This window comes from Aeromonas sp. FDAARGOS 1416 (assembly GCF_019048085.1).
GTDB lineage: Bacteria > Pseudomonadota > Gammaproteobacteria > Enterobacterales > Aeromonadaceae > Aeromonas > Aeromonas veronii.
Genome location: NZ_CP077301.1, coordinates 172,538 through 187,278, shown reverse-complemented (window position 1 = coordinate 187,278; position 14,741 = coordinate 172,538). Strand labels below are relative to the sequence as shown.

16 protein-coding genes are annotated in these 14,741 nt (G+C 56.9%); 9 read left to right on the top strand and 7 right to left on the bottom strand.

Annotated features, from left to right (window positions below; all coding sequences use genetic code 11):
* Positions 1–26: 26 nt before the first annotated feature.
* Complete coding sequence (rlmE, locus tag I6L46_RS00890; protein WP_005338828.1) at positions 27–656, bottom strand: 23S rRNA (uridine(2552)-2'-O)-methyltransferase RlmE; 630 nt, start codon at positions 654–656, stop codon at positions 27–29.
* Between the two features lie 97 nt (positions 657–753).
* Here rlmE and yhbY point away from each other — a divergent pair, with 97 nt between their 5' ends.
* Both yhbY and I6L46_RS00880 read left to right on the top strand, forming a co-directional pair.
* On the top strand, positions 754–1,050 hold the full coding sequence (gene yhbY / locus I6L46_RS00885) for a ribosome assembly RNA-binding protein YhbY (protein ID WP_005338829.1): 297 nt from the start codon (positions 754–756) through the stop codon (positions 1,048–1,050).
* A 103-nt stretch (positions 1,051–1,153) separates the two neighbouring features.
* Complete coding sequence (locus tag I6L46_RS00880) at positions 1,154–1,735, top strand: hypothetical protein (protein WP_042054184.1); 582 nt, start codon at positions 1,154–1,156, stop codon at positions 1,733–1,735.
* Between the two features lie 76 nt (positions 1,736–1,811).
* On the opposite strand, the gene greA is transcribed toward I6L46_RS00880, so the two are convergent.
* The 3 genes from greA to pomA form a co-directional block, all read right to left on the bottom strand.
* A complete protein-coding gene (gene greA, locus I6L46_RS00875) occupies positions 1,812–2,288 on the bottom strand; it encodes a transcription elongation factor GreA (RefSeq protein WP_005343528.1) in 477 nt (158 codons plus the stop codon).
* Positions 2,289–2,444: 156 nt separating this feature from the next.
* Positions 2,445–3,338, bottom strand: a complete 894-nt coding sequence (locus tag I6L46_RS00870) for a flagellar motor protein MotB (RefSeq protein WP_031227624.1) — start codon at positions 3,336–3,338, stop codon at positions 2,445–2,447.
* 5 nt (positions 3,339–3,343) lie between these two features.
* The gene (pomA, locus tag I6L46_RS00865; RefSeq protein WP_005338837.1) at positions 3,344–4,102 is read right to left on the bottom strand and encodes a flagellar motor protein PomA; all 759 of its coding nucleotides are present in this window, start codon (positions 4,100–4,102) and stop codon (positions 3,344–3,346) included.
* Positions 4,103–4,313: 211 nt separating this feature from the next.
* Between pomA and xseB the strand changes: the two genes are divergently transcribed.
* Genes xseB through dxs form a run of 3 tightly spaced genes read left to right on the top strand, consistent with a single transcriptional unit; the run spans position 4,314 to position 7,346 of the window.
* The gene (gene xseB, locus I6L46_RS00860; protein ID WP_005338838.1) at positions 4,314–4,565 is read left to right on the top strand and encodes an exodeoxyribonuclease VII small subunit; all 252 of its coding nucleotides are present in this window, start codon (positions 4,314–4,316) and stop codon (positions 4,563–4,565) included.
* Positions 4,566–5,456, top strand: coding sequence for a (2E,6E)-farnesyl diphosphate synthase (gene ispA / locus I6L46_RS00855; RefSeq protein ID WP_005343523.1), 891 nt, complete (start codon positions 4,566–4,568; stop codon positions 5,454–5,456).
* A gap of 21 nt (positions 5,457–5,477) precedes the next feature.
* A complete protein-coding gene (gene dxs / locus I6L46_RS00850; RefSeq protein WP_216977139.1) occupies positions 5,478–7,346 on the top strand; it encodes a 1-deoxy-D-xylulose-5-phosphate synthase in 1,869 nt (622 codons plus the stop codon).
* Between the two features lie 133 nt (positions 7,347–7,479).
* On the opposite strand, the gene ushA is transcribed toward dxs, so the two are convergent.
* Positions 7,480–9,153: a bifunctional UDP-sugar hydrolase/5'-nucleotidase UshA gene (gene ushA / locus I6L46_RS00845; RefSeq protein WP_216977137.1), complete on the bottom strand. Its 1,674-nt coding sequence runs from the start codon at positions 9,151–9,153 to the stop codon at positions 7,480–7,482.
* Positions 9,154–9,416: 263 nt separating this feature from the next.
* Between ushA and I6L46_RS00840 the strand changes: the two genes are divergently transcribed.
* The 3 genes from I6L46_RS00840 to I6L46_RS00830 all read left to right on the top strand — a co-directional run bounded on the left by I6L46_RS00840 (position 9,417) and on the right by I6L46_RS00830 (position 11,224).
* Positions 9,417–9,761, top strand: a complete 345-nt coding sequence (locus I6L46_RS00840) for a DUF2956 domain-containing protein (RefSeq protein ID WP_128816555.1) — start codon at positions 9,417–9,419, stop codon at positions 9,759–9,761.
* A 144-nt stretch (positions 9,762–9,905) separates the two neighbouring features.
* Positions 9,906–10,241 carry a hypothetical protein gene (locus I6L46_RS00835; protein WP_216977135.1) on the top strand — a complete coding sequence of 112 codons (336 nt, stop codon included), beginning with the start codon at positions 9,906–9,908 and terminating at the stop codon, positions 10,239–10,241.
* Positions 10,242–10,354: 113 nt separating this feature from the next.
* Positions 10,355–11,224, top strand: coding sequence for a tetratricopeptide repeat protein (locus I6L46_RS00830; protein ID WP_139743389.1), 870 nt, complete (start codon positions 10,355–10,357; stop codon positions 11,222–11,224).
* A 54-nt stretch (positions 11,225–11,278) separates the two neighbouring features.
* Here the strand turns inward: I6L46_RS00830 and I6L46_RS00825 are convergent, their stop codons facing one another.
* Positions 11,279–12,685: a sigma-54 dependent transcriptional regulator gene (locus I6L46_RS00825; protein ID WP_216949578.1), complete on the bottom strand. Its 1,407-nt coding sequence runs from the start codon at positions 12,683–12,685 to the stop codon at positions 11,279–11,281.
* A 151-nt stretch (positions 12,686–12,836) separates the two neighbouring features.
* Positions 12,837–13,640, bottom strand: a complete 804-nt coding sequence (gene fkpA / locus I6L46_RS00820) for an FKBP-type peptidyl-prolyl cis-trans isomerase (RefSeq protein WP_005335283.1) — start codon at positions 13,638–13,640, stop codon at positions 12,837–12,839.
* A 118-nt stretch (positions 13,641–13,758) separates the two neighbouring features.
* Here fkpA and I6L46_RS00815 point away from each other — a divergent pair, with 118 nt between their 5' ends.
* Positions 13,759–14,727 (top strand): hypothetical protein, encoded by a 969-nt coding sequence (locus I6L46_RS00815; RefSeq protein WP_005349516.1) that lies wholly within the window; start codon positions 13,759–13,761, stop codon positions 14,725–14,727.
* Positions 14,728–14,741 lie beyond the last annotated feature (14 nt).

The following is a 14,741-nucleotide window of genomic DNA, read 5'->3' as shown; positions in this document are numbered from 1 at the left end:
GACAGTTAACGATGAAGGTTAGGGTACTACAGTTTAAAACCGGTAGCCACAATGTAGACTTCCCGTGATCTGGCGCGGGATGAGTCTGGTTTACGAATTTTGACAGCGGAGAAAAGTTTACGAATTTCATTGAGATAGGCATCAAAGCCCTCTCCCTGAAACACCTTCACTACGAAACTGCCGTCACTACGCAATACCTGATTGCACATGTCCAGCGCCAGCTCGACCAGATACATGGCGCGAGCCTGATCCACCTGCTGGGTACCGCTCATGTTGGGCGCCATATCAGACATCACAACATCGACCTTGTCGGGGCCCACTCGTTCCAGCAAGGCGCCGAGTACAGTTTCCTCCCGAAAGTCCCCTTGCAGGAAATCGACACCAGCAATCGGATCCATCGGCAAAATGTCACATGCGATGACGCGACCCGAATCACCAACCTGTTCAACCGCAAACTGGGACCAACCACCGGGGGCTGCACCCAAATCCACTACGGTCATGCCATGTTTCAGCAAGCGATCCTTGCCCTGGATCTCGTCAATCTTGAAAACAGCACGAGAACGCAGGCCCATTTTCTGGGCTTTTTTGACGTATTGATCGTCGAAATGTTCTTTTAACCAGCGAGTTGAACTGGGGGAACGTTTTTTCTGGGTCATGATAATCGACTTTAAAAAACCACAAGGGTTATTAGTATTAAGGGCTAAGTGGGGGTAGAATACGCCCCTTTCAACCCTGACTTATGAAGAAATTGCGATGATTCTCAACAATAAACAGAAACAGTACCTCAAGGGCCTTGCCCATAGCCTCAAGCCTGTCGTCCTGCTGGGTCAGCATGGTCTGACCGAAGGTGTACTGGCCGAGATCGATCTGGCACTGAACCATCACGAGCTGATCAAGGTTAAGGTTGCCTCTGAAGATCGCGAAATGAAACAACTGGTTATGGATGCTATCGTCCGTGAAACCGGTTCAATCAAGGTGCAAAGCATGGGTCATGTGCTGACCATTTATCGTCAAGCCAACGAACCCAAAATCCAGCTGCCCCGCAAGTAAAAGGAAAGAGCATCGCTCTTTCCTTATTCCACTTCTTCCCGAGTCGCTTGCCAAAGTAGTCGCAAAGCCCTTAACCTGCGATGAATACTTCCGGACACGCATTATGGCTCACCATCCTATTCTGACCGACGATGAGCTGGCCATGCTGCGGGACTTGGGGAGCAATCAGGACACCCATGTTCTGAGTGGTCACCTCGATGCCCCCATGCTTGGCTTGCTGCAAAAAGCCGAATACCTTGTACTCGAAGCCCGCTTCGCAGGCCATCAGCTGCGTTTTCCCCTGAGCTTTACCCAAGGGGAAGATGGCTTCGTCGAGCCCCGCTTATCTGCACCGGTCATCAGGGAGCTAGGGTTTGCGCAACCGCGTGCCTGGCGTCTCACCCAAAAAGCCAAGCTTTGCAGCGACCTGGGCCTGTTTCAGGTACTCAGCCTCTCCCTCAACGGCCTCATCGTGGAAAATTTGCCAACAGACATGGTGGCCGATACCCCCATCAACGGCGAGCTCTGCATCGAGCAAGAGGCCCCTCTTCCACTGCAGGGACGACTGGTAAGGCGCATCAAAGCCAATGCCGACCATGCCACCTGGGCGCTGAGCTTTCAAATGAGCGAGAGCAACATAGAACGGCTGCGCCACTGGTTGTTTCAGCGTCATCAGGACGCCTTTACCGAGGCGTATCTGTCCTGATTTTTATCAATAATCATATAGATAAAGACAAACAGGGGAGCGCAAGCCCCCCTGTTTCATCGTCTGTAGCATTCGCTTAGATATAAGCGACTTCCAGTACTTCGTATTCCACATCGCCAGCAGGGGTCTTGACGATTGCAACATCGTCCACTTCCTTGCCAATCAGGGCGCGGGCAATGGGGGAGTTGACAGAGATGAGGTTCTGTTTGATATCAGCCTCATCATCACCCACGATGCGGTAAACCACCTCTTCCTCTGTCTCGCTCTTGAGCAGAGTCACCGTCGCGCCAAAAATCACGCGGCCGTTGTTGGTCATCTTGGTGACATCGATCACCTGCGCATTGGAGAGCTTGGCTTCAATCTCCTGAATGCGACCTTCACAGAACCCCTGCTGCTCGCGAGCGGCATGGTATTCGGCGTTTTCCTTCAGATCGCCGTGCTCACGGGCATCGGCAATCGCTTCGATAATCTGGGGACGAAGCTCGGTCTTGAGATAATCGAGCTCTTCGCGCAGCTTCTCAGCGCCGCGAACAGTCATCGGAGTATGATTCATAGTCGAAACCTGGGTTGCTTGAAAATAGAAACTGCGGCCATCTGCAAGGAGGCCGCAGCGATCGGTTCGGATGAGGCATCTTAATATGAAGCCAACACAAAATCCACGTCAGCCCCCTGATGCAGATCCCACTTGCGTCATCGACATTCCCCTCGCTTACTTCCCTTCCGGTACGGAAATGGGGGCCGAAACGGTCGGTTTGCCCTGCATGATGGCGATCTCCACCCGCCGGTTCATCCGACGATTTTCCGGGGTGGTATTGGGCACCAATGGCTGGGAATCCGCCATCCCCTGCACCACCAGTCGCCCCTGATCAAAACCGGGGACCTTCAGCATCTGGTGCGCCACAGCCACTGCCCGTTGCGACGACAGCTCCCAGTTGGACTGGAACAGCTCATCTTCGGTCGCGACGTTGTCGGTGTGACCGGAGATGGTGATTTCACCCGGCACATCCTTGAGCAGGGTCGCGACCTTGCGAATAACCGGCCAGAACTGGGGCTGCAGAAACGCCGAACCCGCCGGGAACGACGCTTTTTCCCTGATCCGGATGATGATCTGCTGGCCCAGCGCCTCAATTTCGATGGCGCCATCCTGGATCTGATCTTTCATCTGCTCGGCGAGGGCTTTGGCCAGGGTATTGGACTGTTCTTGCGCCTTCTTCGCATCCTGCGCGGTATCGCCCCCCGTCTGCTTGCCGTCACTCTTGTCCTGACCACCGGCCTGATCCGCCTCGCCGGGCAGAAACTCCAGTTCGGTCTGAGTCATATCGATGGTTTGCTGCATCACGGTATCAATCGGCGTGGGCTCAGGGCGACCGGGCCTGAACTCCTGGGCAATCACCGAGGTTCCCTTGGGAATATCTTTCACCTCAAGGATGTTCTGCACTCCGAAAGCATTCTTCATAGAGCCCGCGATCTGCTTGAACTTGAGTACGTCCATCTCGGCAAAGGAGAGCAAAAGCACGAAGAAGCACATCAGCAGCGACATCAAGTCGGCAAAGGTGCCCATATAGGCAGGAAGACCGGGGGGGGGACATTTGCAATCAGACATGGTGCCTACTCCGCGCCGGTATTGCGTTTGGACTGGCTCAGATAGTTTTGCAGCATGGACTGGATCACCCGCGGATTCTGGCCATCCTGAATCCCCATAATGGCATCAAGGATCAGGGTACGACTGAGCTTCTCCTCCCCGCTGCGCAGTTCCAGCTTGTCAGCAATAGGAATGGCGATCATGTTGGCCTCAATTGCTCCGTACAGAGTGGTAAGCAAGGCCACCGCCATTGCCGGACCGATCGACTTGGGGTCACTCATATTTGACAACATGGCCACCAGGCCCACCAACGTACCTATCATCCCCATCGCTGGGCCCAGATCCCCAAGGGTACGGAAGACCTTGATGGCAATGACATGGCGCTCGGCTGTCAGGTCGATATCCTTTTCCATCACGGCGCGCACCACTTCGGCATCGTGACCATCCACCAGCATGTCGATCCCTTTTTTCATAAATGCATTGGGGATCTCTGCAGCCTCCAGTGCCAAAAAGCCCCCTTTGCGAGCAGCGTCAGCCAGTTCAACGGCTTTGGCGATCAGGTCGTCGAGCTTGTCGCCCTTGTACATAAAGGCTTTGCCCGCCACCTTGAAAGCCAGAAAAAACTGCCCGATATTGAACTTCATCATGGCGATAAAGATTGAGCCAAGAATAGTGATATAGACCGATGGCATATCGATAAACATGCTCAACGAGCCACCAAGGATCATGCCGTAAATCACGACACCGAATCCTAAAACGATACCTAACAAGCTCCCTAGATCCACGTCCCTACTCCTGTCACCGGTTCTTATGCCTAATTATAGTTTGTTGAATTTTCTGCTATTGCGACCCTAGCGGCAAGCATGCATCCACTGAGAATGATGGCTCATTATCGGCCAGTTTAGCGAGAGTTTGAGGGGGCAATGCTTTTCTGCCTCCCCCCTGTGGACGGTCGATGTTAATATAAGCCGTTTTTTTCAATCCCCGAGGATGGACATGGCCAGTAAAAAAATCGACCGTCTGAGTTTTGATGCCACTCTGGAAGAGCTGGAAACCATCGTTCATCAGCTGGAACAAGGTTCCCTACCCCTGGAAGAGGCACTCAAGCAGTTCGAGCAGGGCGTTCATCTGGTACGGGCCGGTCAGCAGAAGCTGGAACTGGCCGAACAGAAGATCCAGATCCTGCTCAGTCAAGCCGATGGCAGTGACCAGCTCGCCCCCTTCCAGCCAGAACAAGGAGAGGAGTGAGTGGCGCTGGACCATTTTTCCCGTCTGCATCGTCAGCGTATTGACGACTGTTTGTCAGCACAACTTGAATCCTTGCCCGCCATGGCGCCACGCCTGCGCGATGCCATGAGTTATGGCCTGCTGCTGGGCGGCAAGCGGGTTCGCCCGTTTCTGGTCTACGCGGTCGGCGAGATGCTGGGCGTCAAGAGCGAACTGCTGGATGGCCCCGCGGCTGCCGTGGAGTGCATCCACGCCTACTCCCTGCTGCACGATGACCTGCCCGCCATGGATAACGACGACCTGCGTCGTGGTCAGCCAACCGTTCACAAGGCGTTTGACGAAGGAACCGCCATTCTGGCCGGTGATGCGCTGCAGACCCTGGCGTTCTCCATTCTGGCCGATCACCCCATGCCCGATACCTTGATGGCCAACCGGGTGCGGATGCTGAGTACCCTCGCCCGCGCCTCCGGCTATCTCGGTATGTGTGGCGGTCAGGCGCTGGATCTGCAGGCCGAAGGTCGCCAGATCTCGCTAGCCGAGCTGGAGCAGGTACACCGCCACAAGACCGGTGCGCTGATTGAATGCGCCGTGGCGCTCGGCGCCCTGTGCAAAGCCGATGTCGATGACGCCACGCTGGCCGCCCTGCAAACCTATGCCGCCGCGATTGGCCTCGCCTTTCAGGTGCAGGATGACATCCTCGACATCACAGGTGATACCGCCACCTTGGGCAAGCCACAAGGTTCTGACCTGGCGCTGGAGAAAAGTACCTATCCAGCCCTGCTCGGACTCGAAAATGCCCGTGAGCTGGCTCGCGAACTGCATGGGAAAGCCTTAACAGCCCTGCAATCCTTGCCCTACAATACCGACATTCTGGAAGCGTTTGCCGATTACATCATCGAGCGAACCCACTAAACGCTGGATAACAGTAACAATATGAGCGTTGATATTAGCAATTTCCCCAACCTGGCCCTCGCGGACACTCCGGTCGAGCTGCGTTCCTTGCCCAAAGATCGACTGCCGGTGCTGTGCAACGAGCTGCGCGAATATCTGCTGCGCTCTGTCAGCCGCTCCAGCGGACACTTTGCCTCCGGTCTCGGCACGGTCGAACTGACCGTCGCCCTGCACTACGTCTACAGCACCCCGTTCGATCGGCTGATCTGGGATGTGGGCCATCAAGCCTATCCCCACAAGATCCTGACCGGGCGCCGTGACCAGATCCACACCATCCGGCAGAAGGATGGCCTGCACCCCTTCCCATGGCGCGGCGAGAGTGAATACGACGTGCTCTCCGTCGGCCACTCCAGCACCTCCATCGGTGCTGCCCTAGGTATGGCGGTGGCCGCCGAGAGCGAAGGGCTCGGCCGCAAGGTCGTTGCAGTGATCGGTGATGGCGCCATCACGGCGGGGATGGCTTTTGAAGCGCTCAACCACGCCGGCGATGTCCATAAAGACATGCTGGTGATCCTCAACGACAACGAGATGTCCATCTCCGAAAATGTCGGGGCGCTCAACAACCATCTGGCGCGGGTCATGTCCGGCAAGCTCTACACCACCATCCGCGAAGGCGGCAAGAAGGTGCTGGCGGGTCTGCCGCCGGTCAAGGAGCTGGCCAAGCGGGCCGAAGAGCACCTCAAGGGGATGGTTGTGCCCGGCACCCTGTTCGAGGAGTTCGGCTTCAACTATATCGGCCCCATCGACGGTCACGATATCGAGGCGCTGGTCGAGACCCTGCGCAACATGCGCAACCTCAAGGGCCCGCAACTGCTGCACGTCAAAACCAAGAAGGGCAAGGGTTACGAGCCGGCAGAGAAAGACCCTATCGGTTATCACGCCGTGCCCAAGTTCAATCCTGACGATTGCTCCCTGCCCAAGGCGAGCAGCGCCAAACCCACCTTCTCTGCCATCTTTGGCCAATGGCTGTGCGACATGGCCGCCAAAGACGAGAAGCTGGTCGGCATCACACCCGCCATGCGCGAAGGCTCGGGGCTGGTGAAATTCAGCCAGCAATATCCGGATCGCTACTTCGATGTGGCCATTGCCGAGCAACATGCAGTCACGTTCGCCGCGGGTCTTGCCATCGCCGACAAGAAGCCGGTGGTGGCCATCTATTCGAGCTTCCTGCAGCGCGCCTACGATCAGGTGATCCACGATGTGGCGCTGCAAGATCTGCCGGTGCTGTTCGCCATCGACCGGGCCGGTCTGGTGGGCGCCGATGGCCCGACCCATCAGGGAGCGTTCGACATCAGCTTCCTGCGCACCGTGCCCAACATGGTGGTGATGACGCCATCTGATGAGAATGAGTGCCGCCAGATGCTCTATACCGGCTATCTCCATCAAGGCCCTGCCGCCGTGCGTTACCCCCGCGGCAGCAGTATGAGCGATGCCCCTATCTCGTCAGAAATGCAGGCACTGGCGCTTGGCAAGGGACGAATCGTGCGAGAGGGCAAAGGCACCGCTATTCTTGCCTTTGGTACCCTGCTGCACCACGCGAAAGCGGCGGCAGAGGCACTGGATGCCACCCTGGTGGACATGCGCTTCGTCAAACCGATGGATGAGGCGCTGGTGCTGTCGCTGGCAGCCAGCCACGATCAGTTCGTCACTCTGGAAGACAACGCCATCATGGGCGGCGCCGGTTCGGCGGTGAACGAGTTGCTGATGCGCAGCAAACAGCGCAAGTCGGTGCTCAACCTCGGTCTGCCGGATCGCTTCGTCGAACAGGGCACCCAGCAGGAGATCTATGCCCTGCTCGGTCTGGACGATGCAGGCATCCAGCGCAGCATCGAAAGCTGGCTGCAAGCCTGACGAGACACGATGTGATGCAATAGACAGGAAAATTCAGTAACGGTTCGAAAAAATCCCCAGGTAATGCCCGGGGATTTCTCTAAAAGGGCTTCCGAGTGTAGCTCATGTTATGATTATGCCAAAATAACGGAACTCACTTGCAACCATAGCTAACTGTTGAGTTGATATAGTTCACCTCGTTCTTCGGCTCATAAGCGGCAACATAAATGAACTTTTGATCCTGGATATAGTTTTTCAACACATCAGCATCAACCAAACCTGCGTTTTTGGTTGTGATCTTGGGATAACTATCACCGCCATCTGCACTGTAGCTCGGAATAGCAAAGCTGTAAGTAGCCGCAGGGTCAAACGCCTTGCCACCAACGCGAGAAATATTCACGCTCTTGGCTTGGCAATCCACTACCATCTCGATACCGCCAAACTGGGCATAACCGCCGGAACCGCTGGTCTTGGTCGCAACCTGTCCCAGATAGGCAGCCAGCTCGCTTCCCTGCATCTCAGCCCTGTTAACTTGGTTGCCGAAAGGATGCACCTTCAAAACGCTGCGGTAGGTGATTTCACCTGCAGGAATATCATCACGCACACCGCCGGAGTTGACGATGCCAAAGTCAGTGTTCAAACGGGAAGCTGTGGCGGTAGTGATTAAACGACCTAGGTTGGTCTGCTTCGCTCGCACCACAGAACGGTTACCTATCAGCAAGCCATCAGTATCACCGATGCGCTCATTGAGTTTTTCCTGGCCCTGTTCCTGATAGGCGAGCAGGGTGTTATAGAGCTCAGGATCCTTGATAATTTCGTCCTGTACAAACTTGCCATCACTACCTTTCAGGTTGACCGGGATCAGGTCATAGCTGGTCAGGGTCAACTTGCCATTCTGGTACTCAAACTGGGCACGGCCCACATACTTGCCCCACTCGTGGGCCTGCATAATCCAGGTGCCGTTTTGCTGGTCCGGTTGGCAGTTATCACCCGGTTTGAAATTGGCGTTGTACTTGTTCGCGGTGCTCGGCTCCATACAGACCGGGTTCTGGGAGTGGCCACCAATGATGCCATCCAGGGTGCCAACCGGCAACTTGCGAGCCATCTCCACATCGCCCGGCGCATTGCTGCCGTGCTGACCATCGGCATAGTGGCCCATATGGGTGATGGCGAAGACCAGATTGGCCTCTCTCTTGTCACGGATCTGCTTGCTCAATGCAGCCGCTTCCGTGGTTGGATCGCGAAACTCCAAGGTTTCCACATTGGCAGTTGCCGCCAGCTGAGCAGTATCTTCAGTGGTCAGACCCAGTACGGCAACCTTGAGGCCGCTCTCCAGCTTGAACACTTTGTAGGGGTCAAAGTAGCGCTTGCCGCTCGCCTTGTCATAGATGTTGGCGGAGAGCATGGGGAACTTGGCCCAGCGGCGCTGCTCTTCCAACGTTTTAAGCGGATTGTCAAACTCGTGGTTACCCACCGCCATGGCATCGTAGCGAATGCTATTCATCGCGACGAAATCAGGCTTGGCATTTTGCATATCGGACTCGGGTACCCCGGTATTTACATCACCGCCAGAGAGCATCAGCACTTCACTGCCAGCCGCCTTGGCCTCGCTACGCAGCCGATCGACCAGGGTCTTCTGGGCAGCCATACCGTACTCATCTTTCTCGTTATGCCAGAAACGGCCGTGGGTATCGTTGGTGTGCAGTATGGTCAGTTTGCAGACATTTTCGGTGCAGGGTGCAACGGTGTCATTGGTCGAGGTATTACAGCCAGTCAGTGCAGCAAGCACGGCCAGTGCCACGCCGCCTTTGGTAAAGTTATTATTCATTTCCATATCACCTTGATTGTTTTGTTATTTATCAACCCTGTCCAGCGGGTCGGGCGCCAATATAACAAACAACAGATGACCGTTTTTCATCGATGACTCACAAATTCTGCTAATTGTGATCTTCGGCTCAACATCCGGCTTCCTGCTGATTTGTCAGGTTTTTTGTTAAGTGGTCACTCACTTGCCCCATCCCGCACCAAGGAGGCGCCACCCGGACGCGCCTTTATGGCATACTCCCCAGCCATGCCCGAGGAGATGATTTGATGGCCAAGTACGACAAGATTTCCCCCGAGACCCAGCAGGAGGCGATGAAAATTGCCCGTGCCAACCAGAAGCCGGGGCAGACCAAGGAACAGACCCAGCTTATCGCGCAAGGGATCCAGAAAGGCATCGACGAGTACAAGAAGCAGATGAAGGCGCGGGCCCGTGAAGCGAGCCGCCAGAAAAAATTGCAGGCCAAAGCCAGGCAGCCACAGGGCGCGACCCAAACCGAAGAACAAGACGATCAGCTGGAGCTGGTTGAAGTAAGCCATCAGCATCCCCTGCCCTGGATATTGCTGGTGCTGAGCTGGCTGGGATTTGCTGCAGCCTGGTTCTGGTTGCACTAAAAGTGCGCTAGCAAACCTTTATCCGGGATCCTCTTCACAGCCCGGACCCAGGCTGCTGGTGATTACCTGCGAAGAGTGATTAAATCCCGCGCCTCTTGCACCGGACTCCCTGTTTTTTGACGATCAGTTTTCAGGAAAGATGTTATGAACCCCGCTCCGCTCTATCTGCTGGCCCCTTTTGTTCTGTTCCTTGTGACCATGCTGCTCTATCGCATTTCGCCGCTGCGGGCGGTCGCCGCCGGCGGGGTACGCTGGTTTATCCTCCCCGCCTTCACCCTGTTTATTTTGCTGATCATCATCAATGGAGCCGCCGATCCCGCCCTGCGCGCTCCGGCATTCCACTGGTTGATGCCGGGCCTTGGCTTTGCCCTGAGCCTGTTTCCGGCCCTGCCCAAGGCGCTGGTGCCAAGGCTCGCCATCAAGGAGGGGGCCTTTGCCGCCCTCGGTCTGATGCTGATGAGCCTGGCTATGGTCTACTGAGCAACTGGTCACAGCCGTTAACATGACTCAAGGGGCGCTCTGTGACGGGCGCCCCTTGTACAAACAATGGCCTGCAGGCATCTTGGTGACAGGATAACCAGCAAGGAGGCCAAATGGACAATCCGCCCGATTTCATGGCGCTGTGGGATTATCAGGATCCCGCCGCCAGCGCCCTGCGTTTTCACACCCTTCTTCCCGAAGCGCGTGCCGCCGCCGACCTGCAACTCGAACTGGAGTTGCTGACCCAAATTGCCCGCACCCATTCACTGCAGCGCCAGTTTGCCGAAGCCCATCAGCTGCTCGACGAGATAGAGCCCCGCCTCACCGATAAAACCCCCAGAGCCCGGATCCGGACCTTGCTGGAGCGAGGCCGCACCTTTAACTCGGCGGGCGACAAAGCCAGTGCCAAACCGCTGTTTGAACAAGCCTGGCAGTGGGGACTCAAGGAGAAGGAGACCTATCTTGCCATCGACGCCGCCCACATGATCGCCATCGCCGCACCGCTGGAAGAGCAGAGCCGCTGGCATCAACTGGCGATGGAGCTGGCGGAGCGCAGCAGTGACGAGAAGGTGCGTGGCTGGCTGGCCCCCCTTTACAACAATCAGGGCTGGACTCTGTTCGAATTGGGCCGCTTTGAGGAGGCGAAAATCCAGCAGCAAAAGTGTCTGGCCTGGCATCTGCAGCATAACCAGCGGGCCAAGGCGTTTATCGCCCGCTGGAGTCTGGCTCGCCTGACCCGGGCCCAGGGTCAGCACCAGCAAGCGCAGGCAGAGCTGCACCAACTCAAGGCCGATATGGCCGAGGCAGGCGAACCTGAGGATGGTTATCTGTTCGAGGAGCTGGGGGAGAATGCCTTGGTGCTGGACGATCCGCTGGCCGCGGAATACTTCTCCCGCGCCTGGTTTCTGTTGTCGCAGGACCGCTGGTTCAGCGCCAACGAGGGGGAGCGACTGGCCCGCCTCAAGCGCCTCGCCAAACTCTGATCCCCCAAATAGCAAGGGCGGCACGCTAGCCGCCCTTTCTGCTGGCAAGATGGTTCAGGCCCGATTGGACTCTTCCCACCCCTGCTTTTTACGGTAAATGGTGGAGGGGCTGATCTCGAGCAGGGCCGCCGCCTTGGGAATATTGCCGTCACAGCTGGCGATGGCCTGTTCGATCACCTCTTTCTCCACCAGCCAGAGCGGACGAATTGGCCCGTTGGCCACGCCAGTGGCTGCCGGAGCCGATGCCACCGCTGCCGCAATCGCAGCCGGCAGCTGGGGACGAACCCCATTGAGCGGTGGCGGCAGAATATCCGGGCTCACCAGCTCCTTGTCGTTGAGCACCACGATATTGCGCACCACGTTTTGCAGCTCGCGTACGTTGCCAGGCCAGGGGTAGTCGAGCAGCACTCGCGCCGCCTCGACATCGAAATCCTTGAAGCGTTTGTTCTCCTCCTTGGCGTAGCTCTGCAACAGGGTACGCGCCAGCAGCAGGATATCCTCGCCCCGCTCCCGCAGCGGCGGCAGGGTGAGGGGAATGACGTGGAGCCGATAGTAGAGATCCTCGCGAAAACGGCCCGCTTTCACCTCCACCAGCGGATCCCGGTTGGTGGCGCAGATAAAGCGCACATCCACCGTCTCGAGCTTGCCACTGCCGACCCGCTGCAGGGTGCCGGTCTGGATAAAGCGCAGCAGCTTGCTCTGCAGATCCAGGTCCATCTCGCAGATCTCGTCGAGAAACAGGGTGCCACCATCGGCCAGACTGGCCGCCCCCTTGCGATCCCCCTGGGCGCCGGTAAAAGAGCCCTTCACATGACCGAAGATCTCGCTCTCCATCAAATCGTGGGGAATGGCGGCGCAGTTGAGGGCAATAAAGGGCTGTTCGCTGCGGGGACTGCACTGGTGAATCGCCTCGGCACACACCTCTTTGCCGGTGCCGCTTTCGCCAGTGATAAAGACGGTCGCCTTGCTGGGCGCAGCGCTCTCGATGATGCGATAGACCGCCTGCATCGACATGGAGGCACCGATAAAGCCGAAGAAGGAGCTACGCTCGAAGTTCTCCCGATAGTGGGCAACCAGCGAGCTCAACTGCTGGTGTTTCAAGGCATTGCGAACGGTGGCACAGAGCCGCTTGCTGTCAAACGGCTTGGTCAGAAAATCGAAGGCACCGAGGCGCATCGCCTCCACCGCCACATCCACCGAGCCGTGGGCGGTGATCACCACCACCGAGCAGGGCAACTGCTGTTCGGTGATCATCTGCAGAATATCCATACCGGACATATCCGGCAGCTCCAGATCCAGCAGCACCACGGGGGGAGGACTTGCCAGCAACTGCGCCAACGCCTGCTGACCACAATCGGCCAGCACCACCTCATACCCCTCCTGGCGCAGGTACTGTTCATAGACCACCGCCAGACTACGGGTATCTTCCACCAGCAGGACACGCGATTTATTTTCAGCCACTGGACTCATCCTTGTATTTGATTCTGCGATCTATTTTGCCTTATTTTCGCGCGCAAACCCAACGCCAAGACAGCTCTGTTATCCCGCGATTGCAGGGAATACACAAGTAAAAACGGCTCCTTAAGGAGCCGTTTTTAACTACAAGAAGGGATTACTTCTTGGCGTCGTCTGCAGTCGGCTTCTCGATAGCCAGCAGCTCAACGTCAAACACCAGCACGGCGTTCGCCGGGATGGAGCCTGCACCGTGCTCGCCATAGGCCAGCTTGGACGGCAGGAAGAACTTGAACTTGGAGCCAACCGGCATCAGCTGAACACCTTCAGTCCAACCCGGGATAACCTGGTTGAGCGGGAAGGTAGCCGGCTCGCCGCGATCGACGGAGCTGTCGAACTTGGTGCCGTCGGTCAGGGTACCGGTGTAGTGAACCTTGACGATGTCGGTAGATTTCGGCTTGGCGCCAGTGCCCATCTTCTCGACCACGTACTGCAGGCCGGATTCAGTGCTCTTCACCCCCTCTTTCTTGGCGTTGGCAGCCAGGAACTCTTCGCCCTTCTTCAGATTCTCAACGGCGTCTTTCTCGGCCTTGGCCTTGGTCAGCTCGTTGATCTTGGCGTCGTAATCCTGCAGTACCTTCTGGATCTCTTCATCAGTCATCTTGGCTTCTTTGCCCAGACCGTCAGTCACCCCTTTCAGGATCACGGCGTTGTCCAGTTTGATGCCCAGTTCCTGCTGACGCTCCAGGGTATTGGCGATGTAACGACCCATGGAGAGGCCAATTGCGTAGCCAGATTGCTCTTCAAAGCTCTTGGCTTCGGCCTTGGTCGCCTCTGCCGGCTTGCTGGCTTCTGCCTTCACTTCGGCGGTATTGGCCGCAGCAGGCTTCTCGTCTTTTTGGCAAGCAGTCAGACCGACGGCAACGGCCGCCGCCAACAGGGACACCTTCAGAAATTTGTTCATCAGTTTCTCCAAACTCCAAATACCGCTCTCGGTTCCATCGTGAAATGAGAGGTTTATCGTGATAAGCGCCTTATACTAACGCCGTGATCGCAGGTAACAAAAGCGTGAGACCGCAAAAATGATAAAAAGTGCCATTTATCTGGTGAGCCTCTGTTTAATGCTCACCGGTTGCGAGCAGAGCTCCCAACCCAACCAGCAAATGACCCTCGCCAGCACGGGTCTGCTGACCGCAGATCTCTCCAGTGATGGCAAGCAGGCCATCGTCTCCAGCATCAGCCAGGGCATCATCGTCTGGGATCTGGAACAGAACCGTCAACGCTGGCGCTGGAAGCAATCCGACTCTGCGGAAGATCTGGTATTCATTACCCGCTTTTCCGAAGGCAACAGCCATGCCGTCACCGCCACCCCAGACACCTTTGCTACCTGGCGGCTGAACGACGGGCAATCACAAGGCTACTACTCACTTCCTGAATCCAGGCTGAGGGACATCGCGCTCTCTGCCGACGGTCGTTATGTGCTGATAGGTCGGGAAGATGGCAAAGCCGAGTGGCTCGATACCCGAAGCGGTCGTCGCCTGCAGTTTCTGGGGCACACCGAACAAGTCAATACGGTGGATCTCTCCGCTAACGGTCGTTACGCCCTGACCGGCGGCAACGACTACAGCGCCTATCTGTGGGATACCCGTAGCGGGCAGGTAATTTGGCGCTTCAACCATGGTGGCCGGGTGATCATGGCCAGACTGGAGCCGAGCGGCCGCTACGCCTTCACCGCCGACAGCAGCCGGGCCAGCATCTGGGATCTGAAAACCGGCAAAGAGGTGAGTCAGCTGCAATATGATCACCGCTTCGAGGTCTATACCAGCGCCCGCTTTGCCAACGATGGCAAGTGGCTCATCACCGGCGCCCCTTCCCGTCAGCTCTCCCTGTGGCAAGTGAGCGATGGTGCCCTGCTGCAGAGCTGGCGCGTCTCGCCGCAACCCAAGGTGAAACCGCCCAGCGCAGTGGTCTACGGCGTCGCTTTGCGCGACAATAGCCACCTTGTCAGTGCCAGCTCCAGTGGTCTGGCCGAAATCTGGACAATCAAGTAAGGACCCGAAGGCCC

Coding starts and splice junctions, on each gene's coding strand:
- ushA (WP_216977137.1), bottom strand. CDS start 9,153: ATGAATAATAACTTTACCAAAGGCGGCGTGGCACTGGCCGTGCTTGCT.
- yhbY (WP_005338829.1), top strand. CDS start 754: ATGATTCTCAACAATAAACAGAAACAGTACCTCAAGGGCCTTGCCCAT.
- fkpA (WP_005335283.1), bottom strand. CDS start 13,640: ATGAACAAATTTCTGAAGGTGTCCCTGTTGGCGGCGGCCGTTGCCGTC.
- dxs (WP_216977139.1), top strand. CDS start 5,478: ATGAGCGTTGATATTAGCAATTTCCCCAACCTGGCCCTCGCGGACACT.
- greA (WP_005343528.1), bottom strand. CDS start 2,288: ATGAATCATACTCCGATGACTGTTCGCGGCGCTGAGAAGCTGCGCGAA.
- I6L46_RS00870 (WP_031227624.1), bottom strand. CDS start 3,338: ATGTCTGATTGCAAATGTCCCCCCCCCGGTCTTCCTGCCTATATGGGC.
- I6L46_RS00880 (WP_042054184.1), top strand. CDS start 1,154: ATGGCTCACCATCCTATTCTGACCGACGATGAGCTGGCCATGCTGCGG.
- I6L46_RS00835 (WP_216977135.1), top strand. CDS start 9,906: ATGAACCCCGCTCCGCTCTATCTGCTGGCCCCTTTTGTTCTGTTCCTT.
- I6L46_RS00815 (WP_005349516.1), top strand. CDS start 13,759: ATGATAAAAAGTGCCATTTATCTGGTGAGCCTCTGTTTAATGCTCACC.
- I6L46_RS00830 (WP_139743389.1), top strand. CDS start 10,355: ATGGACAATCCGCCCGATTTCATGGCGCTGTGGGATTATCAGGATCCC.
- I6L46_RS00840 (WP_128816555.1), top strand. CDS start 9,417: ATGGCCAAGTACGACAAGATTTCCCCCGAGACCCAGCAGGAGGCGATG.
- xseB (WP_005338838.1), top strand. CDS start 4,314: ATGGCCAGTAAAAAAATCGACCGTCTGAGTTTTGATGCCACTCTGGAA.
- rlmE (WP_005338828.1), bottom strand. CDS start 656: ATGACCCAGAAAAAACGTTCCCCCAGTTCAACTCGCTGGTTAAAAGAA.